Source organism: Actinokineospora globicatena, assembly GCF_024171945.1.
Classification (GTDB): domain Bacteria; phylum Actinomycetota; class Actinomycetes; order Mycobacteriales; family Pseudonocardiaceae; genus Actinokineospora; species Actinokineospora globicatena.
This window is the reverse complement of sequence record NZ_JAMTCR010000005.1, coordinates 328,431-354,555: the sequence shown is the minus strand read 5'-3', so window position 1 is coordinate 354,555 and position 26,125 is coordinate 328,431. Positions and strand designations below refer to the sequence as shown.

23 protein-coding genes are annotated in these 26,125 nt (G+C 69.6%); 9 read left to right on the top strand and 14 right to left on the bottom strand.

Annotated features, from left to right (window positions below; translation table 11 throughout):
* Positions 1–160 precede the first annotated feature (160 nt).
* Complete coding sequence (locus tag LV79_RS25240) at positions 161–3,055, bottom strand: translation initiation factor IF-2 N-terminal domain-containing protein (RefSeq protein ID WP_253840720.1); 2,895 nt, start codon at positions 3,053–3,055, stop codon at positions 161–163.
* A gap of 185 nt (positions 3,056–3,240) precedes the next feature.
* Complete coding sequence (locus LV79_RS25235) at positions 3,241–4,014, bottom strand: TIGR03936 family radical SAM-associated protein (RefSeq protein ID WP_253840719.1); 774 nt, start codon at positions 4,012–4,014, stop codon at positions 3,241–3,243.
* A gap of 209 nt (positions 4,015–4,223) precedes the next feature.
* Here LV79_RS25235 and LV79_RS25230 point away from each other — a divergent pair, with 209 nt between their 5' ends.
* On the top strand, positions 4,224–5,642 hold the full coding sequence (locus LV79_RS25230) for a S8 family peptidase (RefSeq protein WP_253840718.1): 1,419 nt from the start codon (positions 4,224–4,226) through the stop codon (positions 5,640–5,642).
* Here the strand turns inward: LV79_RS25230 and LV79_RS25225 are convergent.
* The 6 genes from LV79_RS25225 to ndk form a co-directional block, all read right to left on the bottom strand.
* Entirely contained in the window at positions 5,632–6,078 is a 447-nt protein-coding gene (locus LV79_RS25225) for a GNAT family N-acetyltransferase (RefSeq protein WP_253840717.1), read from the bottom strand. The genes LV79_RS25230 and LV79_RS25225 overlap by 11 nt on opposite strands.
* The gene (locus LV79_RS25220; protein WP_253840716.1) at positions 6,075–8,045 is read right to left on the bottom strand and encodes a TIGR03960 family B12-binding radical SAM protein; all 1,971 of its coding nucleotides are present in this window, start codon (positions 8,043–8,045) and stop codon (positions 6,075–6,077) included. Before LV79_RS25220 ends, LV79_RS25225 begins: the two co-directional genes overlap by 4 nt.
* Before the next feature lie 39 nt (positions 8,046–8,084).
* Positions 8,085–8,918 carry an ABC transporter permease gene (locus LV79_RS25215; RefSeq protein ID WP_253840715.1) on the bottom strand — a complete coding sequence of 278 codons (834 nt, stop codon included), beginning with the start codon at positions 8,916–8,918 and terminating at the stop codon, positions 8,085–8,087.
* A complete protein-coding gene (locus tag LV79_RS25210; RefSeq protein ID WP_253840714.1) occupies positions 8,919–9,728 on the bottom strand; it encodes an ABC transporter permease in 810 nt (269 codons plus the stop codon).
* Positions 9,729–9,731: 3 nt separating this feature from the next.
* The gene (locus LV79_RS25205) at positions 9,732–10,688 is read right to left on the bottom strand and encodes an ABC transporter ATP-binding protein (protein ID WP_253840713.1); all 957 of its coding nucleotides are present in this window, start codon (positions 10,686–10,688) and stop codon (positions 9,732–9,734) included.
* A gap of 84 nt (positions 10,689–10,772) precedes the next feature.
* Positions 10,773–11,183 (bottom strand): nucleoside-diphosphate kinase, encoded by a 411-nt coding sequence (gene ndk, locus LV79_RS25200; RefSeq protein ID WP_253840712.1) that lies wholly within the window; start codon positions 11,181–11,183, stop codon positions 10,773–10,775.
* Between the two features lie 124 nt (positions 11,184–11,307).
* On the opposite strand from ndk, the gene LV79_RS25195 reads away from it, so the two are divergent.
* Positions 11,308–11,790 carry a hypothetical protein gene (locus LV79_RS25195; RefSeq protein WP_253840711.1) on the top strand — a complete coding sequence of 161 codons (483 nt, stop codon included), beginning with the start codon at positions 11,308–11,310 and terminating at the stop codon, positions 11,788–11,790.
* Here the strand turns inward: LV79_RS25195 and LV79_RS25190 are convergent.
* The gene (locus LV79_RS25190; protein WP_253840710.1) at positions 11,787–13,319 is read right to left on the bottom strand and encodes an alkaline phosphatase D family protein; all 1,533 of its coding nucleotides are present in this window, start codon (positions 13,317–13,319) and stop codon (positions 11,787–11,789) included. The two genes, LV79_RS25195 and LV79_RS25190, sit on opposite strands and share 4 nt — an antisense overlap.
* A gap of 267 nt (positions 13,320–13,586) precedes the next feature.
* On the opposite strand from LV79_RS25190, the gene LV79_RS25185 reads away from it, so the two are divergent.
* The 5 genes from LV79_RS25185 (at position 13,587) to LV79_RS25165 (ending at position 17,548) form a co-directional block, all read left to right on the top strand.
* Positions 13,587–14,147, top strand: coding sequence for an RNA polymerase sigma factor (locus LV79_RS25185; protein ID WP_344761043.1), 561 nt, complete (start codon positions 13,587–13,589; stop codon positions 14,145–14,147).
* The gene (locus tag LV79_RS25180; protein WP_253840708.1) at positions 14,144–14,896 is read left to right on the top strand and encodes a zf-HC2 domain-containing protein; all 753 of its coding nucleotides are present in this window, start codon (positions 14,144–14,146) and stop codon (positions 14,894–14,896) included. The genes LV79_RS25185 and LV79_RS25180 overlap by 4 nt, the downstream gene beginning before the upstream one ends.
* Positions 14,897–14,907: 11 nt before the next feature.
* Positions 14,908–15,654 (top strand): ABC transporter ATP-binding protein, encoded by a 747-nt coding sequence (locus LV79_RS25175; RefSeq protein ID WP_253840707.1) that lies wholly within the window; start codon positions 14,908–14,910, stop codon positions 15,652–15,654.
* Positions 15,655–15,734: 80 nt separating this feature from the next.
* Positions 15,735–16,973: a hypothetical protein gene (locus tag LV79_RS25170; RefSeq protein WP_253840706.1), complete on the top strand. Its 1,239-nt coding sequence runs from the start codon at positions 15,735–15,737 to the stop codon at positions 16,971–16,973.
* Entirely contained in the window at positions 16,973–17,548 is a 576-nt protein-coding gene (locus LV79_RS25165; protein WP_253840705.1) for a hypothetical protein, read from the top strand. The genes LV79_RS25170 and LV79_RS25165 overlap by 1 nt, the downstream gene beginning before the upstream one ends.
* On the opposite strand, the gene LV79_RS25160 is transcribed toward LV79_RS25165, so the two are convergent.
* The 4 genes from LV79_RS25160 to LV79_RS25145 are packed head-to-tail and all read right to left on the bottom strand — an operon-like array spanning position 17,545 to position 20,310.
* Positions 17,545–17,922: a DUF4233 domain-containing protein gene (locus LV79_RS25160; RefSeq protein WP_253840704.1), complete on the bottom strand. Its 378-nt coding sequence runs from the start codon at positions 17,920–17,922 to the stop codon at positions 17,545–17,547. The genes LV79_RS25165 and LV79_RS25160 overlap by 4 nt on opposite strands.
* Complete coding sequence (gene folC, locus LV79_RS25155) at positions 17,919–19,268, bottom strand: bifunctional tetrahydrofolate synthase/dihydrofolate synthase (protein WP_253840703.1); 1,350 nt, start codon at positions 19,266–19,268, stop codon at positions 17,919–17,921. The genes LV79_RS25160 and folC overlap by 4 nt, the downstream gene beginning before the upstream one ends.
* A 2-nt stretch (positions 19,269–19,270) precedes the next feature.
* Entirely contained in the window at positions 19,271–19,453 is a 183-nt protein-coding gene (locus tag LV79_RS25150) for a DUF397 domain-containing protein (RefSeq protein WP_253840702.1), read from the bottom strand.
* A gap of 8 nt (positions 19,454–19,461) precedes the next feature.
* Complete coding sequence (locus LV79_RS25145) at positions 19,462–20,310, bottom strand: helix-turn-helix domain-containing protein (protein ID WP_253840701.1); 849 nt, start codon at positions 20,308–20,310, stop codon at positions 19,462–19,464.
* A gap of 149 nt (positions 20,311–20,459) precedes the next feature.
* Here LV79_RS25145 and LV79_RS25140 point away from each other — a divergent pair, with 149 nt between their 5' ends.
* A complete protein-coding gene (locus tag LV79_RS25140) occupies positions 20,460–20,780 on the top strand; it encodes a hypothetical protein (protein ID WP_253840700.1) in 321 nt (106 codons plus the stop codon).
* A gap of 13 nt (positions 20,781–20,793) precedes the next feature.
* Here LV79_RS25140 and LV79_RS25135 read toward each other — a convergent pair whose 3' ends face one another.
* Positions 20,794–23,424, bottom strand: coding sequence for a valine--tRNA ligase (locus LV79_RS25135; protein WP_253840699.1), 2,631 nt, complete (start codon positions 23,422–23,424; stop codon positions 20,794–20,796).
* A gap of 68 nt (positions 23,425–23,492) precedes the next feature.
* On the opposite strand from LV79_RS25135, the gene valS reads away from it, so the two are divergent.
* The gene (gene valS, locus LV79_RS25130) at positions 23,493–25,955 is read left to right on the top strand and encodes a valine--tRNA ligase (protein ID WP_253840698.1); all 2,463 of its coding nucleotides are present in this window, start codon (positions 23,493–23,495) and stop codon (positions 25,953–25,955) included.
* The last annotated feature ends 170 nt before the right edge of the window (positions 25,956–26,125 follow it).

Here is a 26,125-nt window from a genome sequence, read left to right as displayed (position 1 = left end):
CTAGACGGTGGGGGTCCTGCCGCCCTCATCCGCGACACAGCGACCGGATCGGGCTTCGCACGACACAGCCCACCGAGCGGCGGGCCATGAGACAGGTTACGTGCCTGCTGGAAGAGGGGTCAAACCGGGGTGGCTTTACCCGCGGTTCGACCCCTCGTCATCAGCTTTCCTGCGCCACGTCGACCGGGGGTCCGGCCGGGCGTGAGGCGGCCCGCCTGGCCACTCGGCGCCGCGGCGGGACCACGGCGGCGACCGGCTCGGTGACCTGCGGTTCGACCTGCTGGGTCTCCCTCGGCTGCGAGGCGGAGCGCACCTCGGCGGCCGAGGCGGACACGGCGGGTTCGGGCTCCGCGCGCACCGGCTCCGGCGGCGACCAGGACTCGGTCGCGGTGACCGGGGCCGCCGCGCCGGGCGCCCTGCTGGCGGAGCGCCGCCTGCGCCTGCTGGTCGGGGCCTCCTCGGCCCTGGGCTCGACCTCGGCGACCGGCTTGGGCTCCTCGACGTGCGGGCGGGTGCCGTTGGTCGTGTGCTCCTCGACGGCGACCGCGACGGGTTCGACGGGGGTGTGCTCGTCGTCACCGTGCTTGGTCGTGGCCTTGGCGATGTCGCGCACGGCGACCTTGGCGGCCTCGTCGCGGGACTGCTCGCCGCCGCCACCGCGGTTGCGGTTGCGCCTGCCACCGCCCTGGGACTTCTCCGCCGCGGGCTGGGTGGCCTGCGGGGCGGGGGCGGCGCCGTTGGCGGGCGCCTTGGCGACCGGCTCCGTGGTGACGACGACACCCCGCCCCTTGCAGTGCTCGCAGGTGCTGCTGAAGGCCTCCAGCAGGCCGGTGCCGACCCGCTTGCGGGTCATCTGCACCAGGCCCAGCGAGGTGACCTCGGCGACCTGGTGGCGGGTGCGGTCGCGGCCGAGGCACTCGGTGAGCCTGCGCAGCACCAGGTCCCGGTTGGACTCCAGCACCATGTCGATGAAGTCGATCACGATGATGCCGCCGATGTCGCGCAGCCGCAGCTGGCGGACGATCTCCTCGGCCGACTCCAGGTTGTTGCGGGTGACCGTCTCCTCGAGGTTGCCCCCGGAGCCGGTGAACTTGCCGGTGTTGACGTCGATGACCGTCATGGCCTCGGTGCGGTCGATCACCAGGTAGCCGCCGGAGGGCAGCCAGACCTTGCGGTCGAGCGCCTTGAGCAGCTGCTCGTCGACCCGGTGGGTGGCGAACACGTCGGACACGCCGACGTGCTTGCGGACCCGGTCGAGCAGTTCGGGGGCGACGTGGCGGACGTAGGCGTCGATGGTCTCCCAGGCGGTGTCGCCCTGCACGACCAGCGAGGTGAAGTCCTCGGTGAACAGGTCGCGCACGACCTTGACCAGCAGGTCGGGCTCCTCGTAGAGCAGCGCGGGGGCGCTGGTGCGCTTGCCGCCGTTGCCGCCCGACTTCTCCTTGATGACCTGCCACTGGGCCTGCAGGCGGCGCACGTCGCGGCCGAGCTCCTCCTCGCTGATGCCCTCCGAGGCGGTGCGGATGATCACACCGGCGTCCTCGGGGACGATCCGCTTGAGGACGTCCTTGAGCCTGCGCCGCTCGTTCTCCGGGAGCTTGCGGGAGATGCCGGTGGCGCCGCCGCCGGGCACGTAGACCAGGAAGCGGCCGGGGAGGCTGATCTGGGTGGTCAGCCGGGCGCCCTTGTGCCCGACCGGGTCCTTGGTGACCTGGACCAGCACGCTGTCGCCGGTGGACAGCGCCTGCTCGATCTTGCGGGCCTTGCCCTCGAGCCCGGCGGCGTCCCAGTCGACCTCACCGGCGTAGAGCACGGCGTTGCGGCCGCGGCCGATGTCGACGAACGCGGCTTCCATGCTGGGCAGCACGTTCTGCACGCGGCCCAGGTAGACGTTGCCGACCAGCGAGCCGGTGCCGAACGAGGTGACGAAGTGCTCGACGAGCACGCCGTCCTCCAGGACGCCGATCTGCGTGCGGTCGCCGTGCTCGCGCACGACCATCGCGCGGTCGACGGCCTCGCGGCGGGCCAGGAACTCGGCCTCGGACAGGATCGGGGCGCGCCTGCGGCCCGCCTCCCGGCCGTCGCGGCGGCGCTGGCGCTTGGCCTCGAGCCGGGTCGAGCCGCGCACGCTGCGCACCTCGTCGCGGGCGGCCTCGCCGCGGTGGTCGTCGCGGGCGTCGCGCGGTTCGCGGGTCTCCCGCGACTCGCGGGCGTCGCGGACGTGGACGACGGTGTTGGGCGGGTCGTCCCCAGCGTCGGCGCTGTCGTCGTCCCCGCCCTTGCGGCGACGACGGCGACGGCGGCGCCTGGTGGCACCGTCGCCTGCCTCGGCCTGCTCCTCCTCCGCCTCGGTGTCCTCCTGGGACTCCTCGGCAGCGGCGGCGGGGGCCTCGTCCTCGGTGTTCTCCGCGTCGTCCGCGGCGCCCTTGCCCCGACCGCGACCACGGCGACCACGGCGGCGGCGACGGCCGGAACCGCCGTCGTCGTCATCGTCGTTGTGGTCCTGCTCGGGCTGCTCCGGCTCGCTGACCTCGTCCTCGACGGGCTCCGGCGCGACGACCACCGGCTGGGTGGGCGCCGGTCGGGCCGTCGTGGGCTCCGGCGGCAGGAACAGCGGCGACGCGGAGGCGAACACCGGCGTCGGGGGGATTCGGCGAGGCGCGGGCTCGACAGGCTCCGGCTCGGTGGCGGCAGGCTCAGGCAGAGCCGTCTCGGTTACGGCCTCGGCGGGAGCCGCCTTGGCCTGCTTGGTGCGCGTGGCCTTGGCCGGGGCCTGCGCGGCGACCGGCTCGTCCTGGGTGCTCTCCGGCGCCAGCAGCGCCAGGATCACCCGCTCCGCGGTGTCCTTGGACACGCTCGACTGCGCGCCGCGCACCGCCTCGTCGAGGCCTTCCAGGGCCGCGAGGACGTCCTTGCTGCTCACCTCGAGCAGCTTGGCCAGCGCGTGCACGCGGACCTTGGCTGGCACCTGGGCCAGCAGGTCGGCCGCGGCCTGGTCGCTGGGTGTGGTGGTAGCCCCGCCGGCACTTCCGGCAGGGGTGGACATATCCGACATGTAGCTCCTCCGCCCCCGGGCGCGTCGTGCGGACGCGTGCCGCTCAGGGGCCTAGTTGTCCTTTCCACCGCGCTGTGGCGGCGGGAATCCTCGCCTGACACCGCCGCGGCGTGGCCGTCACCGACCACGGCCCGCCAGCGGCAGGTCGTTCGACCACGGTAGAGGCGCTCCGATTCCCCGATGGACTACCCGAGGCCCGCCTGCCTGTCGAGGGCCAGCGGGTCGGACAGACCGCCATCGTCGTCAAGCCGCCCCTGGGCCAACCGGGTCGCCTTCGCGGGGACCGGTGGTTCCAGAGCGGCGACGACACGCAGCGCGCTCAGTACGTCGTCGGGCCGCACGGCAGGTGTTGTTTGCCGGACGACCACACGCAGTATCCCACACGAACGCTCCGGGTAGGACATGTCCGCGCCCACACGTCCCGGCGCGTCGTCATCAATAGGGGTTTCCTCGGTCTCCGCGGGCCCTTCGAGCACCACAGCCCTGATCACGGCCGGTCGCGCGTCGATGAGCCGCCTGCCGTCCTTGGTCAGCCGCTCCACCTCCACGTGCTCGGTGGCCAGCAGCCGCTCGACGGCGCCGCGCAGGTCACCGGGGTCCACGCCCGGCAGCTCGATGCGCCAGTCGCTGGCCTCCATGCGCTCGGCGAACCCGCCGGGACCGGCCTCGACGGCCTCGAGTACGTCGAGCCCGGGGGCCAGCGCGGTGTCGAGCACCTGGGCGAGCGTGGCCGGGTCGACCCGTTCGACCAGGGAGACCTCGACGTACTCCGCCTCGCTGGCCACGCCGGTCGGCGCGGCGCCGATCCAGGAGATCTTCGGGTGCGGGTTGAACCCCTGCGAGTAGGCCATCGGCACGCCCGCGCGGCGCAGCGCCCGCTCGAACGCCCTGGCCACGTCTCGGTGGGAGGTGAAGCGGAGCCTGCCCCGCTTGGCGTAGCGGAGCCGGATCTTCTGCACCGGCGGCGCCGAGGGGTTGGGCTGGTCCTGGCGGCTCAGGATTACTCCTTCTGGTGGTCTGGTGGTGCTCCGGTGGTGAGCCCACCACCGTTGGTGGCACCGTACCGGCAGCGCCAATTCGGCTCGCGAGCTTGTTTCCCTCTTCGCGGCCGGCTAGCGTCCGCACGGAAGTGGTCAACCCCGCCGAGGGAACGCACTGGAGGTCGCCCGTGCCTCTGCTCCGCCTGACCAGGGCGGCAGCGGTCAGCGTCGTGATGGTCGCGGCGGCCTTCGCCGTCCCCCTCCTCGCCGACGGGGAACCCCTGGAGGACGGGTCGCTGCCCTGCCACCCCACGGGCGCGCAGTCGCGCTACCTGGTCCTGTTCGCCGAGGGGACCAGTCCCGAGGGCGCCTCCCACGAGATGACGTTGGCTTGCGGGTCGACGGTTGCCTACTACGGCGAGATCGCCGTCGGGGTCGCCACATCGGGTGATCCGCGCTTCGCCGAACGGGTCGGTCGTGACCGCGCGTTCAGCACCGAGGCGGTGGAGGCGGCGGCCGGGCGGCACGGCAGGCAGGCCGCGCAGGTGACCACCGGTGGCGGCGACACGGCGGAGGACCGCTCCGGCGAGCAGTGGGACATGGGCCTCATCCGCGCCGACGCCGCGCACGCGGTGACCGCGGGTAGCCGGGACGTGCTGGTCGGGGTGCTGGACTCGGGCATCGACGTGACCCACCCGGACCTCGCGCACGCGGTGGACGCATCGCGGTCGGCTGGCTGCGTCAGCGGCAAGGCAGACCAGAACCCGGCGGCCTGGGCGCCGACGACCTCGGTGCACGGCACGCACGTCGCGGGCATCATCGCCGCGGCCGATGACGGCAAGGGGATCACCGGCGTGGCCCCCGGGGTGCGGTTGGCCTCGGTGAAGGTGGTCGACGACGACGGGACGGTGCGGCCGGAGTCGGTGGTGTGCGGGCTGATGTGGGCCGCGGCCAACGGCATGGCGGTCGCCAACAACAGCTACTTCGTCGACCCGTGGCCGCTGACCTGCGACCGGGGCGAGGAGCGGGTGGTCTTCGAGGCGGTGCGCCGCGCGGCCGATTACGCCACCGGCAAGGGCGTGCTCACCGTGGCCGCGGCGTCCAACGAAAGCCTCGACCTGGCGTCGCCGAGCGGGCAGACCGCCGGACCGGACGGGCAGTGGCGCAAGCTCGACAGCAGCTGCCGGGTGCTGCCAGCGGGGTTGCGCGGAGTGGTCGCGGTGTCCGCGGTTGGCCCGGATCGGGTGAAGGCCGGGTACAGCGCGTACGGACTGGGCGTGATCGACGTGACCGCCCCGGGTGGCGAGCCGTCCACGGGTCGGTGCGTCCTGTCGACCGTGCCGGGCGGCTACGCGCAGGTGTGCGGGACGTCGATGGCGGCGCCGCACGTGTCCGGGGTGGCGGCGTTGCTGGCCTCCACGCACCCGGGTGCGTCACCGCAGAAGCTGATGCGGCTGCTGACCTCTCAGGCTGAGAGCATCGCTTGCCCGGCGGACTACGACCTCGACGGCGCGGGCGGGCAGGACGCGTACTGCTCGGGGTACGCGCCGTTCAACAGCTTCTACGGCCACGGGATGGTCGACGCGCTGGCCGCCGTTACTCCGTAGGCCGTAAGAGCATCGACTCGGCCGGACTGAACCCCGCGCGCTTGTAGAACGGGATCGCGCGCTTGGTCGGTGTAAGAACCACACGCGGGTAGCCGTGCTCCTCGGCGTGCTTGAGCAACGCGGCCATCAGCGCCGCCCCTACGCCCGCGTCGCGGTACTCGGGCAGGACGAAGAAGTTGCTGAGGTAGCCCCATGCGCCTGCCGGTTGTCCTGCCTTCGGCATGCGGGTGACCCGCACCAGGCAGCAGAACCCGATCGGGCGGTCCGTCTCGGCTATCCAGAACTCCCGGTGCGACCGCTCGGCGTGCCACCACCGGGTGAACTCCTCGGCGTACCCCGGATCGGTGATGGGCTCGCCAGCGTCCTCTTCGGCCGCCCGGAAGCGCAGCGCGGCCACCGACGCGATGTCCGCGTCGGTGGCCAGCCGGATGATCATGGGGAGGACAGCGCCGGGTTCCGCACCGGCGACCCGACGCCGACCGGGCTGATCGGCAGCAGCTTGCGCCCGGTGGGGCCGATCTCGATGTCGGTGCCCATCGCGGGGCAGACGCCGCAGTCGAAGCAGGGGGTCCACCGGCAGTCGTCCTGCTCGCGCTCGTCGAGCGCGTCCTGCCAGTCGTCCCAGAGCCAGTTCTTCTCCAGGCCGGAGTCCAGGTGGTCCCAGGGCAGGACCTCCTCCTCGGTGCGCTCCCTGGTGGTGAACCAGTCCAGGGACACCCCGAGCGGCTCGAGCACGGCCGACGCGGCGGTGGTCCAGCGCTCGTAGGAGAAGTGCTCGCTCCAGCCGTCGAACCGGCCGCCCGCGCGCCACACGGCCTCGATGACCCGGCCGACGCGGCGGTCACCGCGGGAGAGCAGGCCTTCGATGATGCTGGGCTTGCCGTCGTGGTAACGCATGCCGATGTTGCGGCCGAGGCTGCGGTCGCGGTCGGAGTTGACGGCCTCCCGCAGCTTGCGCAGCCGCGAGTCGATGGTGTCCGGGTCGCACTGCGCGGCCCACTGGAACGGGGTGTGCGGCTTGGGCACGAACCCGCCGATGGAGATCGTGCAGCGGATGTCCTTGCGGCCGCTGGCGACCCGACCGGCGCGGATGACGTTCTTGGCCATCTCGGCGATCTGCAGCACGTCGTCGTCGGTCTCGGTGGGCAGCCCGCACATGAAGTAGAGCTTCACCTGCCGCCAGCCCTGCGCGTACGCGGCGCTGACGGTCTTGATGAGGTCCTCCTCGGACACCATCTTGTTGATGACCTTGCGGATGCGCTCGCTGCCGCCCTCGGGGGCGAAGGTCAGCCCGGAGCGGCGGCCGTTGCGGGACAGCTCGTTGGCCAGGTCGATGTTGAACGCGTCGACCCGGGTGCTGGGCAGCGACAGGCCGGTGTTGGTGCCCTCGTAGCGGTCGGCGAGCTGCTTGGTGATCTCGCCGATCTCGGAGTGGTCGGCGCTGGAGAGGCTGAGCAGGCCGACCTCCTCGAACCCGCTGGCGGCCAGGCCGGTCTGGATCATCGCGCCGATGCCCTCGATGGAGCGCTCGCGCACCGGGCGGGTGATCATGCCCGCCTGGCAGAACCGGCAGCCTCGGGTGCAGCCGCGGAAGATCTCGACGCTCATCCGCTCGTGCACGCTCTCCGCGAGCGGTACCAGCGGCTTCTTGGGGTACGGCCAGGCGTCGAGGTCCATGGTGGTGCGCTTGGCGATGGTCTCGGGCACCCGCGGCCGGTTGGGGCCGACGGTGTCGATGTGACCGTCGGGGCGGTAGGTGAAGTCGTAGAAGCGCGGGACGTAGACGCCGCCGGTCTCGGCCATGCGGGTCAGCAGCTCGTCGCGCCCGCCGGGGCGACCCTCGGCCTTCCACGCGCGGATGATGTCCGAGATCTCGATGACGGCTTCCTCGCCGTCGCCGAGCACTGCGGCGTCGATGTAGTCCGCGATCGGCTCGGGGTTGAACGCGGAGTGGCCACCGGCAAGCACGACCGGGTGGTCCTCGGTGCGGTCGGCGGCCAGCAGCGGGATCCCGGCCAGGTCGAGCGCGGTGAGCATGTTCGTGTAGCCGAGCTCGGTGGAGAAGCTGACGCCGAGCATGTCGAAGGCGCCGAGCGGGCGGTGGCCGTCCACGGTGAACTGCGGGACGCCGTGCTCCCGCATGAGCTTCTCCAGGTCCGGCCACACCGCGTAGGTGCGCTCGGCGAGCACGTCGGCGATCTCGTTGAGCACCTCGTAGAGGATCATGACGCCCTGGTTGGGCAGGCCGACCTCGTAGGCGTCCGGGTACATCAGCGCCCACCGCACGGTGGTGCTGTCCCACTCCTTGACGGTCGCGTTCAGCTCCCCGCCGACGTACTGGACCGGCTTGGACACCCTGGGCAGCAGCGGCTCGAGTTGGGGGAAGACCGATTGGACGCTCACAGCGAACCAGGGTAACCCTCTCGGCCCGGCCGCCTCCGCTCAGGCGAGCAGCAGCTTGCCCAGGCGCTTGGACGCCACGACGACCCCGACGGCCGCCATCACCACGAAGTAGGCGATGTGGCCGAGCATCGAGAGGTCTACGTGACCGGTGCTCAAGCCGCGCATGATCTCGATGCCGTGGTAGAGCGGGAAGCACTTGACGGCCACTTGGACGCCCGCCGGGTACACCGTGATCGGGTAGAAGGTGGTGGAGAACAGGAACATCGGGATCACCGCGAGCTGCACCAGGTCGAAGTCGTGCCAGGACCGCATGAACGTGGTGGCGGCCATCCCCAGCGCGCCGAAGGCGAACGCGATGAGGACGGCGGCGGGTAACGCGAGCAGCGCCCACGGCGAGGTCAGCAGGCCCATGCCGAGCATGACCGTCAGGAAGCCCGCGCCGTAGAGGGCGCCGCGGATCAGCGCCCAGGTGATCTCGCCGATGGCGACGTCGAGCGGGCCGAGCGGGGTGGCCAGCATGGCGTCGTAGAGCTTGGCGTACTTGAACTTGAAGAAGATGTTGAAGGTGGCGTCGTAGACGGCGCCGTTCATCGCGGAGGCGGCCAGCAGCGCGGGCGCGACGTAGGCGACGTAGCTGATCGGCTCGCCGCCGGGGCCGACGACGTCGCCGATGAGTTTGCCGAAGCCGAAGCCCAGGCCGAACAGGAAGAACAGCGGCTCGAAGAAGCCGGAGACGACCGCGAGCCAGGCGCGGCGGTTGACCAGGAACGAGCGCTCGACCAGCACGCGGGAGCGGCCCGCGTACATGCCGGTGGGCAGCACGCGCAGCAGCAGGCCCGCGCGGTCACTCGGGGCGGGGGCGGTCGTGGTCACCTAGACCTCCAGCCTTCGGGTGAACGTGCGGACGGCGAACCGGGCGCCGAGGACGACCAGCGCGCCAAGGAACAGCAGGTGGCCCAGCACGGCGAGGAGTTCGCCGGTGCCGAACGCGGCGGCCCGGGACAGCTCCGTGCCGTGCCACATCGGGGTCACCCACACCAGCGGCCGCACCCACACGGGTAACTGGTCGACCGGGAAGAAGGTGCCCGCGAACACGGTCATCGGCACCACGACGAACCGGAAGATCGCGGTGAACTGCTGGCCCTCGGTCTCCAAGGTGGCGGAGTAGGCGACCACCGGTGCGGCGAAGGCCATCGCGGTGAGCACGGCGACCAGCAGCGATCCGACGACGCCGACGCTGGTGACCGCGCCGAGGACGGTGGCGATGACCAGGAAGGCGGTGGACGAGACGGCGACCCGCAAGGCGATCCACAGCAGTTGGCCGTAGGCGATCTGGGCGGGCGCCACGGGGGTGGAGGCGATGCCGATGAACGTGCGCTTCCACTTGAACGCCGCGAGCACCGGGTAGGTCGCCTCGAACGCGGAGGTCTGCACGGCGGAGGCCACCACCAGGGCGGGGGCGAGGTACGCGACGTAGTCCAGGCCGCCGGTGGCCGCGCTGGGCTGGATCTGCGAGCCGAACCCGAAGCCGAGGGCGAGCAGGAACAGCACCGGCTCCAGGACGCTGGACACGGCGGAGGAGCGCCAGTTGCGGCGGTACCAGGCCCACAGGCCCTCGACCACCAGCCAGACCGCGGTGAGCGGAGCAGGGGCGTGTGCCGTGGACTTCGTGGCGGTCGACATGGGTCAGTCCACCAGGGTCCGGCCGGTCAGGCGCAGGAAGACGTCCTCGAGGGTGCCGCGGCGGACCAGGCTCGACGCCGGGGCCAGGCCGCGCTGGTGGGCGGCGGCCAGGGAGGCCTCGCCGTCGGCGGTGTAGAGCAGCAGGCGGTCGGGCAGGACCTCGACCCGATCGGCGAGCCCGTCGATGGCCGCGGCGTCCGGCTTGTCGGTGGTGAACCGCAGCTCCAGCACCTCGCGGCTGCAGTAGCGGGCGATCAGCTCCCCCGGGCTGCCCTCGGCGACGATCTTGCCGCCGTCCATCACCACGAGCCGGTCGCAGAGCTGCTCGGCCTCGTCCATGTAGTGCGTGGTGATGATCAGCGTGACGCCCTGCTGGCGCAGCCGGAACAGCCGGTCCCAGAGCAGGTGGCGGGCCTGCGGGTCCAGGCCGGTGGTGGGTTCGTCGAGCAGCAGCAGCTGCGGGTCGTTGATCAGCGAGCGGGCGATGGTCAGCCTGCGCTTCATGCCGCCCGAGAGCGGCTCGACCTCGTCGTCGGCGCGGTCGACGAGCTGGGCGAACTCCAGCAGTTCGACGGCCTTGGCCCGCACGTGCGCCTTGGACAGTCCGAAGTAGCGGCCGTAGACGTGCAGGTTCTGCCGGACGGTCAGCTCGTTGTCCAGGTTGTCCTGCTGCGGCACCACGCCGAGCCGGGCGCGGATGGCGGGCCCCTGGGTGTGCGGGTCCATGCCGAGCACGGTCAGGTCACCACCGGTGCGCGGCGACACGCAGGACACCATGCGCATCGTCGAGGACTTGCCCGCGCCGTTGGGTCCGAGGAAGCCGAACGCCTCCCCGGGCCGGACATCCAGGTCGATGCCCCGGACGGCCTCGAAGTCGCCGAAGCGCTTGGCCAGGCCACGTGCCCTGACCAGCGCGCCGTCTCGGAGGCCGCCGCCGTGAACCACTGTTTCCGCCACCACGCGGGGCACCCTAGTCGGAGGGTCTGACGATTCCGACCGGGTTTCCGCGCCGCCCGGGAATCGCCCCGGGCGGCGCCGGGTCGATCAGAGGTTCGGGAACCAGATCTTGATCTCGCGCTCGGCGGACTCGGTGGAGTCGGAGCCGTGCACCAGGTTGAACTGGACCTCGAGGCCGAAGTCACCGCGGATGGTGCCCGGGGTGGCCTTGTCGACCGGGTCGGTCCCGCCCGCGAGCTGGCGGAACGCGGAGATGGCGCGCGGGCCCTCAACGACGATGGCGACCAGCGGGCCGCCGGTGATGAAGTCGAGCAGGTCGCCGAAGAAGCCCTTCTCGGCGTGCTCGGCGTAGTGCTGCTCGGCGACCGAGCGCTCCACGGTGCGCAGTTCGAGTGCGGCCAGCGACAGGCCCTTGCGCTCGATGCGGGCGATGACCTCACCGACCAGCCCACGACTCACGCCGTCGGGCTTGACCAGGACCAGGGTGCGCTCACTCACGGCTCTCGGTACTCCATTTCACGGGTGTGCGGCTTCGTGTGGACCACACGAGCGTGTGAGCAGGGTAACCCGGTGCGGTGGCACTGTTTGTCCGGCTCCCGCTTGGCCGACCACCGTTGGTCTCATGTTCAAGTCAACAGTCGTCGCCCTCGTGACCGTGCTCGGGACCGCTGTCCCCGCCTCAGCCTCTCCGACCGACCTGTCTTACGCCTACCGGTACCCACTAGCCCTAGAGACCGATCTCAGCGTGGAAGCGTTGACGGCCGCAGTCACCGCTGACTTCCGCCGGTACTTCCCCTACGACTCGAACTGCCCGTCCCTACCTCCTGTGTCTGGACGGTGCGATCTCTACTCGCTGGCAGGTAGGACTAACCCGGTCGTTGTCATTGACCGAACCGCGAACTCATGGACCTTCTTGTCGCTACCGGGCCACTCCGAGGGCGAGGGGCGCAACATCGTGTTCTCGTTCGAACGCGGCAACACCGGAGTAGAGCTGCGCGCGCGGGCCGGTGGTCCCTTCACCGTTACCGCTGCCGCGAAGATCTACTCCGGTGCCGCCTATGCGATCTGGTCCCTGTTCGCCAACAACGTGTCCGACGCGTACTAGCGGCTGGGCTTGAGCGTCTTAGACCAGAGCGAGGTTCCCTTACCGTCGCGCAAGTAGACGGTGAGGTCACCGGAGCGACCGTCCACTTGGACCTCTCCGAAGTGCTGGAAGCCCTCCAGCGGCGAGGTGTTGGCCACCGGCGGCGCGTGCACGAACGCGGCCTCCGGCCCGAAGGTCGGGTCCAGCACGTTCGGCCCGAAGGCACCGGCGTGCAGCGGACCGGACACGAACTCCCAGAACGGGTCGAAGTCCGCCACCGCGGCGCGGTCCGGGGAGTAGTGGTGCGCGGCGGTGTAGTGCACGTCGGCCGTCAACCAGACAACGTTGCGGACGTGGCGGCGGGCGAGCGTGCGCAGGACCCACGCCAGTTCGAACTCGCGTCCCGCGGGCGCGCCGGGCAGCCCGTTCGCGACGCCCTCGATGTCCTTGCCGTCGGGCACGATCAGGCCGATGGGCAGGTCGGCGGCCACGATCTTCCACGTCGCGCGGCTGCGGGCCAGGCCATCGACCAGCCAGCGGGCCTGGCGGTCGCCCATGACGTGCCCCCGGCCGTTCTTGTCGGCGGTGTTGGCGTCCTTGTAGGTGCGCATGTCGAGCACGAACACCTCGACGTGCTTGCCGTAGGCGAAGCTGCGGTAGACGCGGCCGTCCTCGGCGCGCCTGCGGTCGATCGGCTGCCACTCGTGGAACGCCTGCGACGCGCGCTCGGCGAGCACGTCGACCCGCTTCTCGGTGTACTGCGGCAGGTCCAGGATCTCGCCGGGGTACCAGTTGTTGGTGACCTCGTGGTCGTCCCACTGCACGACCGACGGGACCCGGGCGGCGAACGCGCGGACGTTCTCGTCGAGCAGGTTGTAGGCGAACTGGCCGCGGTACTCGGCGAGGGTCTCGGCGACCTTCAGCTTCTCCGGGGTGACCAGGTTGCGCCACACCCGGCCGTCGGGGAGGGTCACCGACTCCTTGAGCGGCCCGTCGGCGTACACGGTGTCGCCGCTGTGCAGGAAGAAGTCGGGGCGGCGGGCCAGCATCGCGGCGTACGCGGTCATGCCGCCGATCTCGGGGTTGATGCCCCACCCCTGCCCGGCGACGTCACCGGACCAGGTGAAGCGGACATCCGCGCGACCCACGGGCGCGGTGCGGAACGACCCGACCAGCGGCGCGCTGGCGGTGCGGCCGTCGAGGTCCTCGGCGCGGACCCGGTAGTGGATCTCGTCGCCCGCGGGCAGGCCGGTGAGCCGGAGCCTGCCGGTGCCGTCGGTGGTGGGGGTGAGGACGGGGCCGCGCAGGCACCGGGCGTGCCGGAACGACGGGTCACGGGAAACCTCGACCAGCATCCGCGACGGCCGGTCAGCCCGCGTCCACAGGATCGCGCCGTCACTGGTCACATCCCCGGTCTGCACACCGTGCGTCAACACCGGCCGCGCCTTCGGCGCCGCGTACGCGACCCCGGGCAGCACAACCCCAGCCGCGACCACACCAGCGCCGATCCCGCCCGCGCGCAACAAAGCCCTACGGTTCAGTTCACTCATGCGCCGCTTTGTAATCCCCCACCACAGCCCCCGGACCAACCCGAGTTGACCAGCGGATGACGCTTCCGCGCCACCAGGCGTGGGTCGCAGCGAACCGGGGTTCGCTGCCGTTGTCGCCCGCCGAGCGCAGAGCGTTGTGGTCCGAGCAGGTCAACTGCTATCGGCTCACGCACCCGGGCCTGACCGCCGAGCAGCGGGCCTTCCTCGGCTGTTGGCCGCGCTCAGCCGACTTAACATGTCTCAGGTCACAGTCGGATCGAGAACCTCATGGCTCAACGCGGGCGACCACTGGGTGTGGGTGTGAGCGACGAGGCTGGGCTGGTTCAGCGGGCGGCTCGGGGCGACAGGGTGGCGTTTGAGCGGTTCTACCGCCTGACGTCGCCTTGGTTGGTGGTGCGGTTGCGGCGGCGGTGCCGGGACGAGCAGTTGGTCGCTGATGTCATGCAGGAGACCTACCTGGCGGTGTGGCGGGCGGCCGGGCGGCTGTCCGGGGTGTTGACGGAGGAGTCCGGGCTGGGGTGGTTGTGGACCATCGCGAGCAGGCGGTTGGTGGACGGGTTCCGCAGGCAGGCGCGGGAGGGGCGGCCGGTTCCGGCCGACGCGATGGTTGCCGTCTCGGCGGAGGAGGCGTTGCTCGAGCAGGTCCTCGACGGGGATGTGGGGGCCGCGGTGGACGGGTTGGCGCCTGAGTTGTGGGCGGTGTTGCGGGCGCTGGTGTTGGACGGGTTGAGCGTCAAGGAGACCTCGCGGGTGTTGGACGTGCCGGAGGGAACGGTGAAGACGCGGGCGCGTCGGGCCCGGATCGCTCTAGGAAGGGCGCTGTCATGACGCACGTGCCGCCTGCCCTCATCGCGAGCTACGCCCAAGGCCTGAGCACCGGAATCGACGCCGCGGTCATAGAGGCCCATCTCGGGACATGCGCGTCCTGCCGTTCCAAGCTCCATGTGCCGGACAAGGTGCTCGACGAGGTGTGGAGTGAGATCGACCTAGGCGCGACAAGGCCGCGGGACTCGGTTTTGGTCCGAGCGGCCGTGTGGGCGTCACCCGCGATGGTGCCGTGGATCGCGATGACGGTCTTGGTCACCGCCGTCGCTGTGGTCACCGATCTCCTAGGGACTCAACTGCTGGTGTTGCTGGCGCCGATCGCACCGGTCGCCGGTGTGGCCGCGGCGTGGTCGCGCGGCATGGATCCAGCACACGAGATCGTTGCCTGCACTCCGCGCGCGGGCTTGGACTTGGTGCTGCGTCGCACGATCGCGGTCTTGGCTGTCCTGCTGCCGGTACTGCTGCCGTTGGGTTGGCTGATCGGGGCCTCCCCCGCGCAGTGGTTGTTGCCGTGCTTGGCGTTCACAACGGCGACGCTCGCGCTAGGCACCCTCATCGGCGTCAGGCGAGCCGCGGTAGGACTGGCGACTACCTGGGTTGCGTTCGTAGTGGGCCCCAGCCTGGTCACGGCAAGCCTGCCCGCTCTGCTCGAGCCGTCTTCGGCGGGCCTCTGGTTGATCGCGTGCGCGGTCGCAGCGGTTGTTGTTGTGTTGCGGGCGTCCACATTCACGCGTCTGGCCAGTGGAAACTAAGAGAGGCGACGATGGTGCGGGTACAGGCGGTCGGGCTGCGGGTGCGCGCGGGCCGCAGGATGGCCGTCGATGGGATCGACCTCGATCTCAAGAACGGTGTGCATGGTGTGCTCGGGCCGAACGGCGCGGGTAAGACGACGTTGATGCGGGCTCTTGCGACCGTGCTGCGCCCTGCGTCCGGCGAACTGACCATGCTGGGGACCGCTCTTGGTTCGCGCGAGTCGTTGCGGCAGGTACGCGAGCGGATCGGCTACCTGCCGCAGAAGTTCGGTTACTACAAGAGGTTCACGGTGCGCGAGTTCGTCGAGTACATGGCCTGGCTCAAGCAGATGCCCGGGGTGGACATACCTGGGGCGGTCGAGCGCGCCGTGGAGCGGGTTGGTCTGGGTGACCGCGCTGACGACAAGCTCAGCACACTTTCCGGGGGCATGGTCCGGCGGGTGGGCATCGCCCAGGCCATCGTGAACGAGCCAGCTGTGCTGCTGCTCGATGAACCCACAGCGGGTTTGGACCCGGCAGAACGGATGCGGTTCCGCGCGCTGCTGCGGGAATCCGCGGAAGACACGTGCGTAGTGGTGTCGACCCACTTGGTAGAGGATGTCGCGGCAGGTTGTGATCAGGTGCTGCTGATGGACAAGGGCCGAGTGCTGTTCCAGGGTGGCACCGACGAGCTCGCGGCTGCGGGAGAGGCTTCCGAAGTTGGGGACAGCCCGCTTGAAAGGGGCTACTCGGCCTTGCTGGACCGGGCTGCGCGGTGACCTCTCTGCATCTCCGACGGTCAGTAGGCCTACCGGCAGGTCTTGGGCTCGCCGTGCTCCTACTCGCGATCGCGCATCTCATGTCCGGCCCTTGGACAAAGGGAGACGCGGCGTGGAGCCGCGAGTGGACCGGCCTCGCCGAGTGGTCGAGATACCTGCTGATGTTCGTCTGGCCGCTGGTGCTGGGCGCGGGTGCGTGGCAAGGAGCGCGCGACACCCGATCGGACATGGACGAATTGCTCGCCACAGTGCCCTCGTCACGGTGGCGACGGGCGGTCCCCGTGGCGAGCGCGGTGGCGATCGGGGTCACTGCGGGCTACCTCGGCGTGGTGGCGGTGGGTGCGGTTCGGGTCATAGCCAGTGGTGCCGCACTACGCGCCGACTGGCTCGTAGTGGCGCTGCTGGGTGCCTTGGCCCTCGTCGCGGTCGCTCTGCTTGGCTTGGGCATCGGGCGGTTGCTGCCGTCGGTGATGACCCCGCCGGTCGCGGCCGTCGCGGGGTTGGCGGTCCAGGTGGTGCTGGTGTGGCGAAGCCAGGAGTCGACGACGGCACTGCTGTTCACACCCGCCGTTTCCGGTGGTGGGGTGAGCGTTTTCACCCAGGTCGCGCCGCGTGCGTCGACAGGGCAGGCGTTGTGGTTCCTGATGCTCGCCGCGAGTGGGCTCGTCCTCTTCGCGGGCACACGACTACGCGCCTTGGCGGCTGTGCCGCTCGCAGTGGGGGCGACAGTGCTGGCCCTGGTGGTGCCGCACGGCTCCCCGGTGCATGTCCCGGACGCACGCGCTCTCTCGTTGGTGTGCGAGCCGCGGGTGTGCGTGACCGAGGCGCGCAAGACGCGGCTCACCGAACTCCGTGGACCTTCGGCACAGGCACTGGCGGATCTGGCAGTGCTGCCGAACGCGCCTACGACTGTTGTCGAGCACCCGACTTCCCCTCACTTGCCGCGAACACCGGGTGAGCCGGACACGCTGGGGATCGACTTGGGCGATCCGGCATTCAGGCGTGGCGGCCCTGCCGAACTGCGACGAGCCCTACTCGCGGGAGCCGGAACTCAGGCATGCGCCACCGACGACAGCACCTACGCCGATGTCGAGCGCGAGACCGTCGCCAGAACCGTCACCGCAGGCTGGTTCGTCGACGACCTACAGCCCCTGCCTGGGCACAGCTACATCTGGGCGGAAGCGCAAGACCTCATCCAACGGACCTGGGCAGACCTGCGGGCGTTGCCGCGCGCCGAGCAGGTGACGCGAGTGGCGGCCGTGCGATCAGCGGGCCTTCGCTGTGAGGGTGATCTGCTGACGGTGTTGACGGAGAAGTGATGCGGGAGGCCGTTCTGTACTGCCGCTCGAGAGGCATACCGGCCGCTATGGCCACGATGGTCGGCGCTGCCATCGCGCTTGCCCCGGTCGGCAGGCTTACCGGATCACCAGGCCTGTCCGTGGCCATGTCGGTCCTGGCGACAGCAGTGGCCGTCGGTGTCGCCAGCGGAGGCCTGACCGGTGCGGACCCGGACTTGGACCGCACGGCTGCCATCGCCTGGCTTCCTCGACTAACGGTGCACCTAGTAGCGATAGCCGCACTAGCGGCTGGCCTACCGCTGGCCATTGAGCTTCTTAGCCCTAGCGGTGTGGATGCAGAGGTCTTACTGCGAAACGCCGTTGGGCTCGCCGGACTGGGATCTATAGGCGTCGGACTACTTGGCGCGAGCCGGGGCTGGGTGCTGCCGGTCGCTGCGGCATCAGTGGCGTTGGTAGCCCTCTTGTCAGGTACGCCAGGTGGGCTGGCGATGGTGTTCTCGTGGCCAGTGCAGCCCGCCGACGTCGGAACCGCTTGGTTGATATCGGGGACGTTCGCCGGGTGCGGCTGGCTTGCGCTCGCTAGGAGCCAGCGCTAGTCGGGCGGGGGTTGTTGGCTGGCCAGGCGGCCTTCGGACATGCGTTTGAGGACGTCGTGGCGGGCCCAGAGCATCCAGGTCCAGCCCAGGGCGAAGACGACGGCGACGATGCCGAGGGCGGAGTCGATGAAGAAGCCGCCGAGCATGATGATCTGGAGGGCGGCGGCCAGGTGGATGCCCCAGGGGCGGCCGACGAAGGCGCAGGTCAGGATCAGGATCAGGGCCATGGTGCCGACGGACCAGCCCTGCCAGGTGGCCAGGCCGCCGTCGGACTTGGCGACGACGAGGAGGGCCAGGAGGACGACGAGGGCTTCCAGGATGAGGACCGCGGACATGACGCCGCGGAAGCCCTTCATGGGGTCGGGGGCGGTCATGCGGGGTCCTTGCCGAAGAGGGCCCGGACCTCGCCCGCGGTGACGACCGAGCCGGTGACGATGACGCCGGTGCCGGAGCGGGGTTCGTCGGGGTCGTCGGTCTCTTCGGCGAGTTCGACGGCGGCGTTGATGGCGCTCGTCAGGTGCGAGTACATGGTCACGCGTTCGTCGCCGAAGATGTCGGTGGCGATGTTGGCGAGGTGGTCCGGGTCCATCGCGCGCGTAGAGGAGTTGGTGGTGATGACTACCTCCGTGAGCACGGGCTCTAGCGCGGAGAGGATGCCAGCAGCGTCCTTATCCGCCATCACGCTGACAACGCCAACGAGCTTGCGGAAGCCGAACTCGCTGTCGAGAGCCTTCGCGAGGGCGGCCGCGCCGTGGGGGTTGTGCGCGGCGTCCACGAACACACTGGGCGACGTCCGGACGCGCTCAAGACGGCCAGGTGAGACAACCGACGCGAAGCCCTCACGGATGGCGTCGACGTCGAGCTGCCGTTGGGCCCCCGCACCGAAGAACGCCTCTACGGCGGCGAGCGCTAGAGCGGCGTTGGTGGCCTGGTGCTCGCCGTGCAGCGGTAGGAAGATCTCGTCATAGACGCCGCCGAGGCCCTGTAGGCGTAGGACCTGGCCGCCGACGGCCACGTCGTGCGCGAGGACGCCGAACTCTAGGCCCTGTCGAGCGACGGTGGCGTCAACCTTCGTCGCGTGCTCGATCAGGACCCGCGCCACCTCCGGGGTCTGCTCCGCGAGCAGCGCGATGGAGTCGGGCTTGATGATCCCGGCCTTCTCCCCCGCGATGCCCAGGATGTCCGACCCCAGGTAGTCGACGTGGTCGATGCCGATCGGGGTGATCACCGCGACCTTGCCGTCGGCGACGTTGGTGGCGTCCCACGCGCCGCCGAGGCCGGTCTCGACCACGGCGGCGTCGACGGGGGCGTCGGCGAAGGCGGCGTACGCCATCGCGGTGAGGATCTCGAACTTGCTCAGCCGGATGTCGGCGCCCGCGTCGACCATCGCGATGTACGGCTCGATGTCGCGGAACACCTCGACGTAGCGCACCGGATCGATGGGCGCGTTGTCCAGGCTGATGCGCTCGGTGACCGACTGCAGGTGCGGGCTGGTGAACCGGCCGGTGCGCACCCCCAGCCGGGTGAGGAGTGCGTCAATCATCCGGGTGACCGAGGTCTTGCCGTTGGTCCCCGCGATGTGCACCACCGGGTACGCCCGCTGCGGGGACCCGAGCAGGTCGACCAGCGCGGCGATGCGCGCCAGCGACGGCTCGATCTTGGTCTCCGGCCAGCGGGTGTCCAGCTCCGACTCGACCTGACGCAGTTCTTCCAGACTCACGCCTAGAGCGTACGGAGGGCCCGCGCGAACGAGGCGACGGGGAAGGCCAGGGTGGGGCCATCGGGGTTCTTGGAGTCCCGCACGGCGGTCACGGCCGGGGTACGCGCGACCTCCACACACTGCGCGTTCGTACCGCTGCGGCTGGACTTCCGCCACACGATCGAAGACCGGTCCACCGCGTTCATCAAGATCCTCACTCTCGGTCGTGCTCCCGTGCGATGGTCGCAACGAGTTCCGCCGACTCGACGGGGCTCAGAGCCAACTCGCTCAGGGTATCGGTCTCGTCGCGGAAGAACTCGATGTGCGCCGGTTCCTCCAGGAAGAGGCCGGAAATCTTGTGATCCAAGTAGACGACCGGCAAGTTCCGCACGAACTCCATGAGTGTGTACGAGCCATCCAGACCCGAGTGCCCGAATAGCGACAGGGGCAACACCTGGAAGCTCGTCGTCCCCCGCTCAACCGACTCAAGGACATGCCGGAGCTGTCTTGCCATGATCTTGGGATTGCCCAGCACGCGGCGCAGAACGAACTCGTCGACGATCATCTTCAGCTTCGGCGGCGTGTCCTTGGTCAGCACTGCCTGACGCGCAAGACGAGCAGCCACCCGCGCGTCGACATCTTCCGCAGAGACGTTCCCGGCCCTCATCAGCGCCCTGACGTAGTCGCCTGTCTGCACCAGGCCAGGGATGAGCAGCGGCTCGTAGATGACGATCTCGGAAGCCTCGCGCTCGATGCGCATGAGGGTTTTGGACTCCGCTGACAGCGCAGGTTGGTTCTCCCAGTACCCTGTGTCCTCGGAACGTTCGGCCAACTTGACCAGACGGTCCCGATCCCTTCCGGTCACTCGGTAGACCACGAGTAGGGACGCGACGTCGGCGGGCCTGATTCCCTGTTTGCCGGTCTCCATCCGCGAGATCTTGGACGCCTGCCACCCCAGCAGGTCGGCCACCTCCTTGAGACTCATCTTCCGGCCCTCGCGCAGCACCCGCAGTTCGCCGCCGAGACCCCTGCCGATGACAGTGGGTTGCTTGGTAGTAGCCATGTCCATCCCTCCCGATCTTGGGCCAACGGCGACAGTCTCTCGCATCTGAAGAGCAAAATCATTCACTCGATGGCGTCATTGTGATCCGACCCGTCGTGATGCGATGCTCCCCAGGCAGTATCGCAACGTTGCTATCTTGGAGGTACAAGTTGCAGACGATCATTTCCGAGGACCAGCTCGAGCAGCAGATCGCCCAGGTCACGGCCGAGTGCGCACCACGCCGGTTCGCCGTCTACCAGGTGCAACGGGACGCGGACGGGCAGGCGCTGGACTTCGCCGTGCTCGGCTGGGGCATGGAGATCGCCGACGGGTTCGGCGAGGACTACGTGGAGCTGTTCGGCATGCCCGACCACAAGGGCGCGCGGATGCGCGGGCAGTTCCAGTCCGCCGAGTCGGCGACGCGGGTGTTGGGGGGCAGCAGGCCGGTCGAGGTCCGGTGGGTCGACGAGAACCCCGACCAGCCCGCGTAGTCCCGAGTAGCGGTCAGCCCGCGGGCAGGGCAGCGAGCCTGGCCTGCACGCGGGCGATCTCGGCCTGCGCTGCCTCGCGCCGCGCCTGGATCTTGGCGACGACGTCGGCCGGGGCCTTGTCGGTGAACTTCGGGTTGCCCAGCTTGGCCTCGCACTGCGCGAGTTCCTTCTCGGCGACCGTCAGGTCCTTGGTGAGCCGCTTGCGTTCCGCCGCGACGTCGATAGCGCCAGACAGGTCCAGCTCGACGGTGACGCTACCGCCCGCTAGAGACACCTCTAGCGAAGCGCTCGCGGTGAAGTCCTCGCCGGGAGCGTCCAACCGCGCCAGCGACGTGACAGCGCCGACGAGCGCCGTCAGGCCTGCCTCATCCACACCGGACAACCGGGTCGCGACGCGCTGACTGGGCTTGACGCCCTGGTCCGCGCGGAAGCGGCGGATCTCCGTGATGAGCTTCTGCACGCCCTCGACCCGACGAGCCGCATCGACGTCGGCAGCGCTACCGGAGACGGTAGGCCACTCAGTGACGACGATGGATTCCTTACCCGTCAACGCCTTCCACAGCACCTCGGTGATGAACGGCGTGATCGGGTGCAAGAGGCGCAGCACGGTGTCCAGCACGTGACCCAGGACAGCGCGGGTGGCGTCGGCGCGCGCGCCACCCTCGGCGATCTGCACCTTGGTCAGTTCGAGGTACCAGTCGCAGTAGAGGTCCCAAGTGAAGTGGTAGAGCGCGTCGCAGATCTTCGCGAACTCGAACTTCTCGAAGAGGGCATCCACTTCGGACACCAGTGCGTCGGCCTTGTCCAGGATCCACAGGTCCGCGTCCGTCAGCTGGTCGCGGGCGGGCACCGGGATGGCGGTGGTGGCGCCGTTCATCAGCGCGAAGCGGCTGGCGTTCCACAGCTTCGTGCCGAAGTTGCGCGACCCGGCGGCCCACTCCTCCGCCAGCGCCATGTCGCTACCGGGGTTCGCGCCGCGCGCGAGGGTGAAGCGGGTGGCGTCGGCGCCGAAGCGGTCGAGCCAGTCCAAGGGGTCGAGCACGTTGCCGCGCGACTTGGACATCTTCTTGCCCTGCGCGTCGCGGATAAGTCCGTGCAGATAGACGTGGTCGAACGGCTGCTTGCCGTCCATCGCATAGAGGCCGAACATCATCATCCGGGCGACCCAGAAGAAGAGGATGTCGTAGCCGGTCGACAGGACGCTCGTCGGATAGAACTTGGCGAGGTCGTCGGTGTTGGCAGGCCAACCGAGCGTGGACACGGGCCAGAGGCCTGAGGAGAACCACGTGTCAAGGACGTCCGGGTCCTGGGTCCAGCCGTCGCCGGTGGGGGGCTCCTCGTCGGGACCCACACACACGACCTCGTCGTTGGGCCCGTACCAAACCGGGATGCGGTGGCCCCACCACAGCTGCCGCGAGATGGTCCAGTCGTGCATGTTGTCGACCCAGTCGAAGTAGCGCTTGGCCAACTCCGGCGGGTGCACCTGGGTCCTACCGTCGCGGACAGCGTCACCTGCGGCGCGCGCCAGCGGCTCGACGTTGACCCACCACTGCAACGACAGGCGCGGCTCGACAACCGTGTCGCAGCGCGAGCAGTGCCCGACCGAGTGCAGGTACGGGCGCTTCTCCGCGACGATGCGGCCCTCTTCGCGCAACGCGGCCACCACTGCGGGGCGCGCCTCGAAGCGATCCAGGCCCTCGAACGGGCCCTTGACCGTGATCACGCCGGTCAGGTCCATGACCGTCAGCGACGGCAGGTCGTGGCGGCGGCCGATCTCGAAGTCGTTGGGGTCGTGCGCGGGGGTGACCTTGACGGCACCGGTGCCGAACTCGGGGTCGACGTGCTCGTCCGCGACGATCGGGATACGCCTACCGGTCAGCGGCAGCGCGACCTCGGTACCGATGAGGTGGCGGTAACGCTCGTCGTCCGGGTGCACGGCGACGGCAGTGTCACCGAGCATGGTCTCCGCGCGCGTGGTGGCGACCACGATGGCGTTGTCACCATCGCCGTAGCGGATAGAGACGAGCTCGCCCTCGTCCTCGGAGTGCTCCACCTCGATGTCGGACAGCGCGGTACGGCAGCGCGGGCACCAGTTGATGATGCGCTCGGCGCGGTAGATCAGCTTGTCGTCATAGAGGCGCTTGAACACGGTCTGCACCGCGCGGGAGAGACCGTCGTCCATCGTGAACCGCTCACGCGACCAGTCGACCCCGTCCCCGAGGCGCCGCATCTGGTCGAGGATCTTGCCGCCGTACTCGGCCTTCCACTCCCAGACCCGCTCGACGAACTTCTCCCGCCCCAGGTCGTGCCGTGACAGCCCCTGGCTCGCCAGCTGCCGCTCCACGACGTTCTGGGTCGCGATCCCCGCGTGGTCCATGCCGGGCAGCCACAGCACCTCGAAGCCCTGCATCCGCCGCCGCCGCGACAACGCGTCCATCACCGTGTGGTTGAGCGCGTGCCCCATGTGGAGACTGCCCGTGACGTTCGGCGGCGGCAACACGATCGTGAACGGCGGCTTCTCACTCGCGGCGTCCGCGGTGAAGTACCCAGCCGCTACCCAGCCCTCGTACAGCTCCGCCTCTACCGCTGCCGGCTCCCAGGCCGGGGGAAGGTCAGAACTGGGCGAGGTGGGGTTATCAGTCACCCCACGAGTCTACGAAGGCCAGCGAAAACAAGTCGAACCGGGCGCTCGGTGGTGACTACCCTCCGCACATGGCGCATACCCCGAAACTCCCCGAGCGCCCGTCGTTGGACGGGTTGGAAGCGACCTGGGCGGCTCGGTGGGATGAGGTAGGCGTCTACGCGTTCCGGGGTGACGGGGATCGGGAGTCGGTCTTCTCCATCGACACGCCGCCGCCGTCGGTGAGCGGGAGCTTGCACATCGGGCACGTGTTCTCGTACACGCACACGGATGTGATCGCCCGATACCAGCGGATGCGCGGTAAGGACGTGCTGTATCCGATGGGGTGGGACGACAACGGTCTGCCTACCGAGCGGCGCGTGCAGTTAGTGCACAGCGTGCGGTGTGACCCCGCGCTGCCCTACGAACCTGACTTTGTGCCTACGGGCAAGCCGACTGCGGTGTCGCGGCGTAACTTCGTGGAGTTGTGCGCGCGGCAGACCGCGCTGGATGAGCAGGCCTACGAAGCGTTGTGGCGGCGGCTCGGCCTATCCGTGGACTGGTCGCGGACCTACACGACTATCGGTGCTCGGGCGCAGCGCTTGTCGCAACGGTCGTTCCTAGGGCTACTCGCGGCGGGTGAGGCCTACCAGGCTGAGGCGCCGACGTTGTGGGATGTCGGGTTTGGGACGGCGGTGGCTCAGGCGGATGTGGAGCACCGGCCGTTCAAAGGCGCCTGGCACACGCTGCGGTTCGGCGATGGCATCGATGTGGAGACAACGCGGCCGGAACTGCTACCTGCCTGCGTTGCGCTTATCGCTCACCCTGACGACGACAGGCATAGAGCGTTGATCGGGACAACCGTGCGCACGCCGCTGTTTGACGTGCCTGTGCCCGTGTTGGCTCACCACGAGGCGGATCCGGAACGCGGTAGCGGCCTGGTGATGTGCTGCACGTTCGGTGACCTCACCGACGTGCGGTGGTGGCGTGAGCTAGGTCTTCCGATTCGGCCGGTGATCGGCCGCGATGGGCGTTTCCTGCCCGATGCTCCCGACGGCGTGCCGCAAGAGCCGTACTCGGCGCTCGTGGGGGCGACCGTCCACACGGCACGTGAGCGGGTGGTGTCGCTGCTGCGGGCGGACGGGTCGCTCGTGGGTGAGCCGCGGCCGGTGGAGCGGCCGGTGGCGTTCTACGAGCGCGGTGACAAGCCGTTGGAGATCGTGTCCGGGCGGCAGTGGTTCATCCGATCAGCCGGACATCGGGAAGTCCTGCGCGAGCGCGGCCGCGAACTCGACTGGCAGCCCGCGCAGATGCACGCGCGCTACCAGAGTTGGGTGGACGGCCTCGCGGGCGACTGGCTGGTGAGCCGCCAACGATTCTTCGGCGTGCCGTTCCCGCTCTGGTGCCCGCTAGACGCCGACGGAGAACCGGACCACGGCAGCCCTATCTTGCCCACCGCGCTTCCGGTCGACCCGGCGTCGGAGACCCCACCTGGCTACGCGGCCGATCAGCGCGACGTGCCCGGTGGCTTCACCGCTGATCCGGACGTGATGGACACCTGGGCCACGTCATCGCTAACTCCGCTGCTTGTGTGTGGCGCCGACGATGACCCTGACTTGTTCGCCAAGACTTATCCGATGGACCTGCGGCCACAGGCTCACGAGATCATCCGCACCTGGTTGTTCAGCACAGTGCTCCGCGCCCACACCGAGACAGGTGCGCTGCCGTGGCGGCGGGCGGCGATCTCAGGCTGGGTGGTGACTCCCGACCGGAACAAGCTGAGCAAGAAGTCCGGTAGCGCTACCTCGCCAGATGACCTTCTCGACCGCCATGGCGCTGACGCGGTGCGGTACTGGGCAGCGTCAGCGCGGCCAGGCGTGGACACCGTGTTCGACGAGGCCAAGATGCGCGTGGGGCGCAGGCTGGCGACCAAGCTGCTCAACGCCAGCCGGTTCGCGCTGGGGATGGGCGCGGGCGGCGAACCGAGCGCTCCGCTGGATCTAGCGCTGCTCGCCGAGCTGGACAGGGTGGTGGCGGGTGCCACGGAGGCTCTAGAGGCGTGCGACTACGCCGAGGCGCTGGAGCTCGTGGAGCGGTTCTTCTGGCTCTGGTGTGACGACTACATCGAACTGGTCAAAGACAGGGCTTACAGCGAAGACAGCTCCGCGAGGGCAACTCTCCGTATTGCTCTGTCGGCCGTGCAGCGGCTCTTGGCGCCGTTCCTGCCGTTCGCGGCCGAGGAGTCGTGGTCGTGGTGGCAAGAGGGCTCGGTGCACACCGCAGCTTGGCCGACGGTCACCGGTGGTGATGGCGAGGCCGCGTTGCTGGAGCCGGTGACGGCGGTGCTCGCGGCGGTTCGGCGGGCGAAGTCGGAGGCCAGGAGATCACTGCGGTGGACCGTCGCCGAACTGGTCGTGACCTGCTCGGCAGCCGATGAGACGGCCATCACGGCTGCGGAGGGTGACCTCCGGGCCACCGGGGCCGTTCAGTCGCTCACTTACACCCGATCAGACGATGATCGTCTAGCGGTCCGCGTCGTCCTCGCCGTGGAATAGCGTTGTGACCTGGGCCACGCTTGACCCCGGTGATCCACGCCGGTCCAGGCTCGGACCCACGCGCTGTGTACTCGCCACGGGGGTGTGGCGGCGGTCTGCGCCGTTCGGGTGACACTGCGCGACTGTCAACGGGCGATCGTGACCGTTGGTCCGGCATTGGGCGCCGCTCA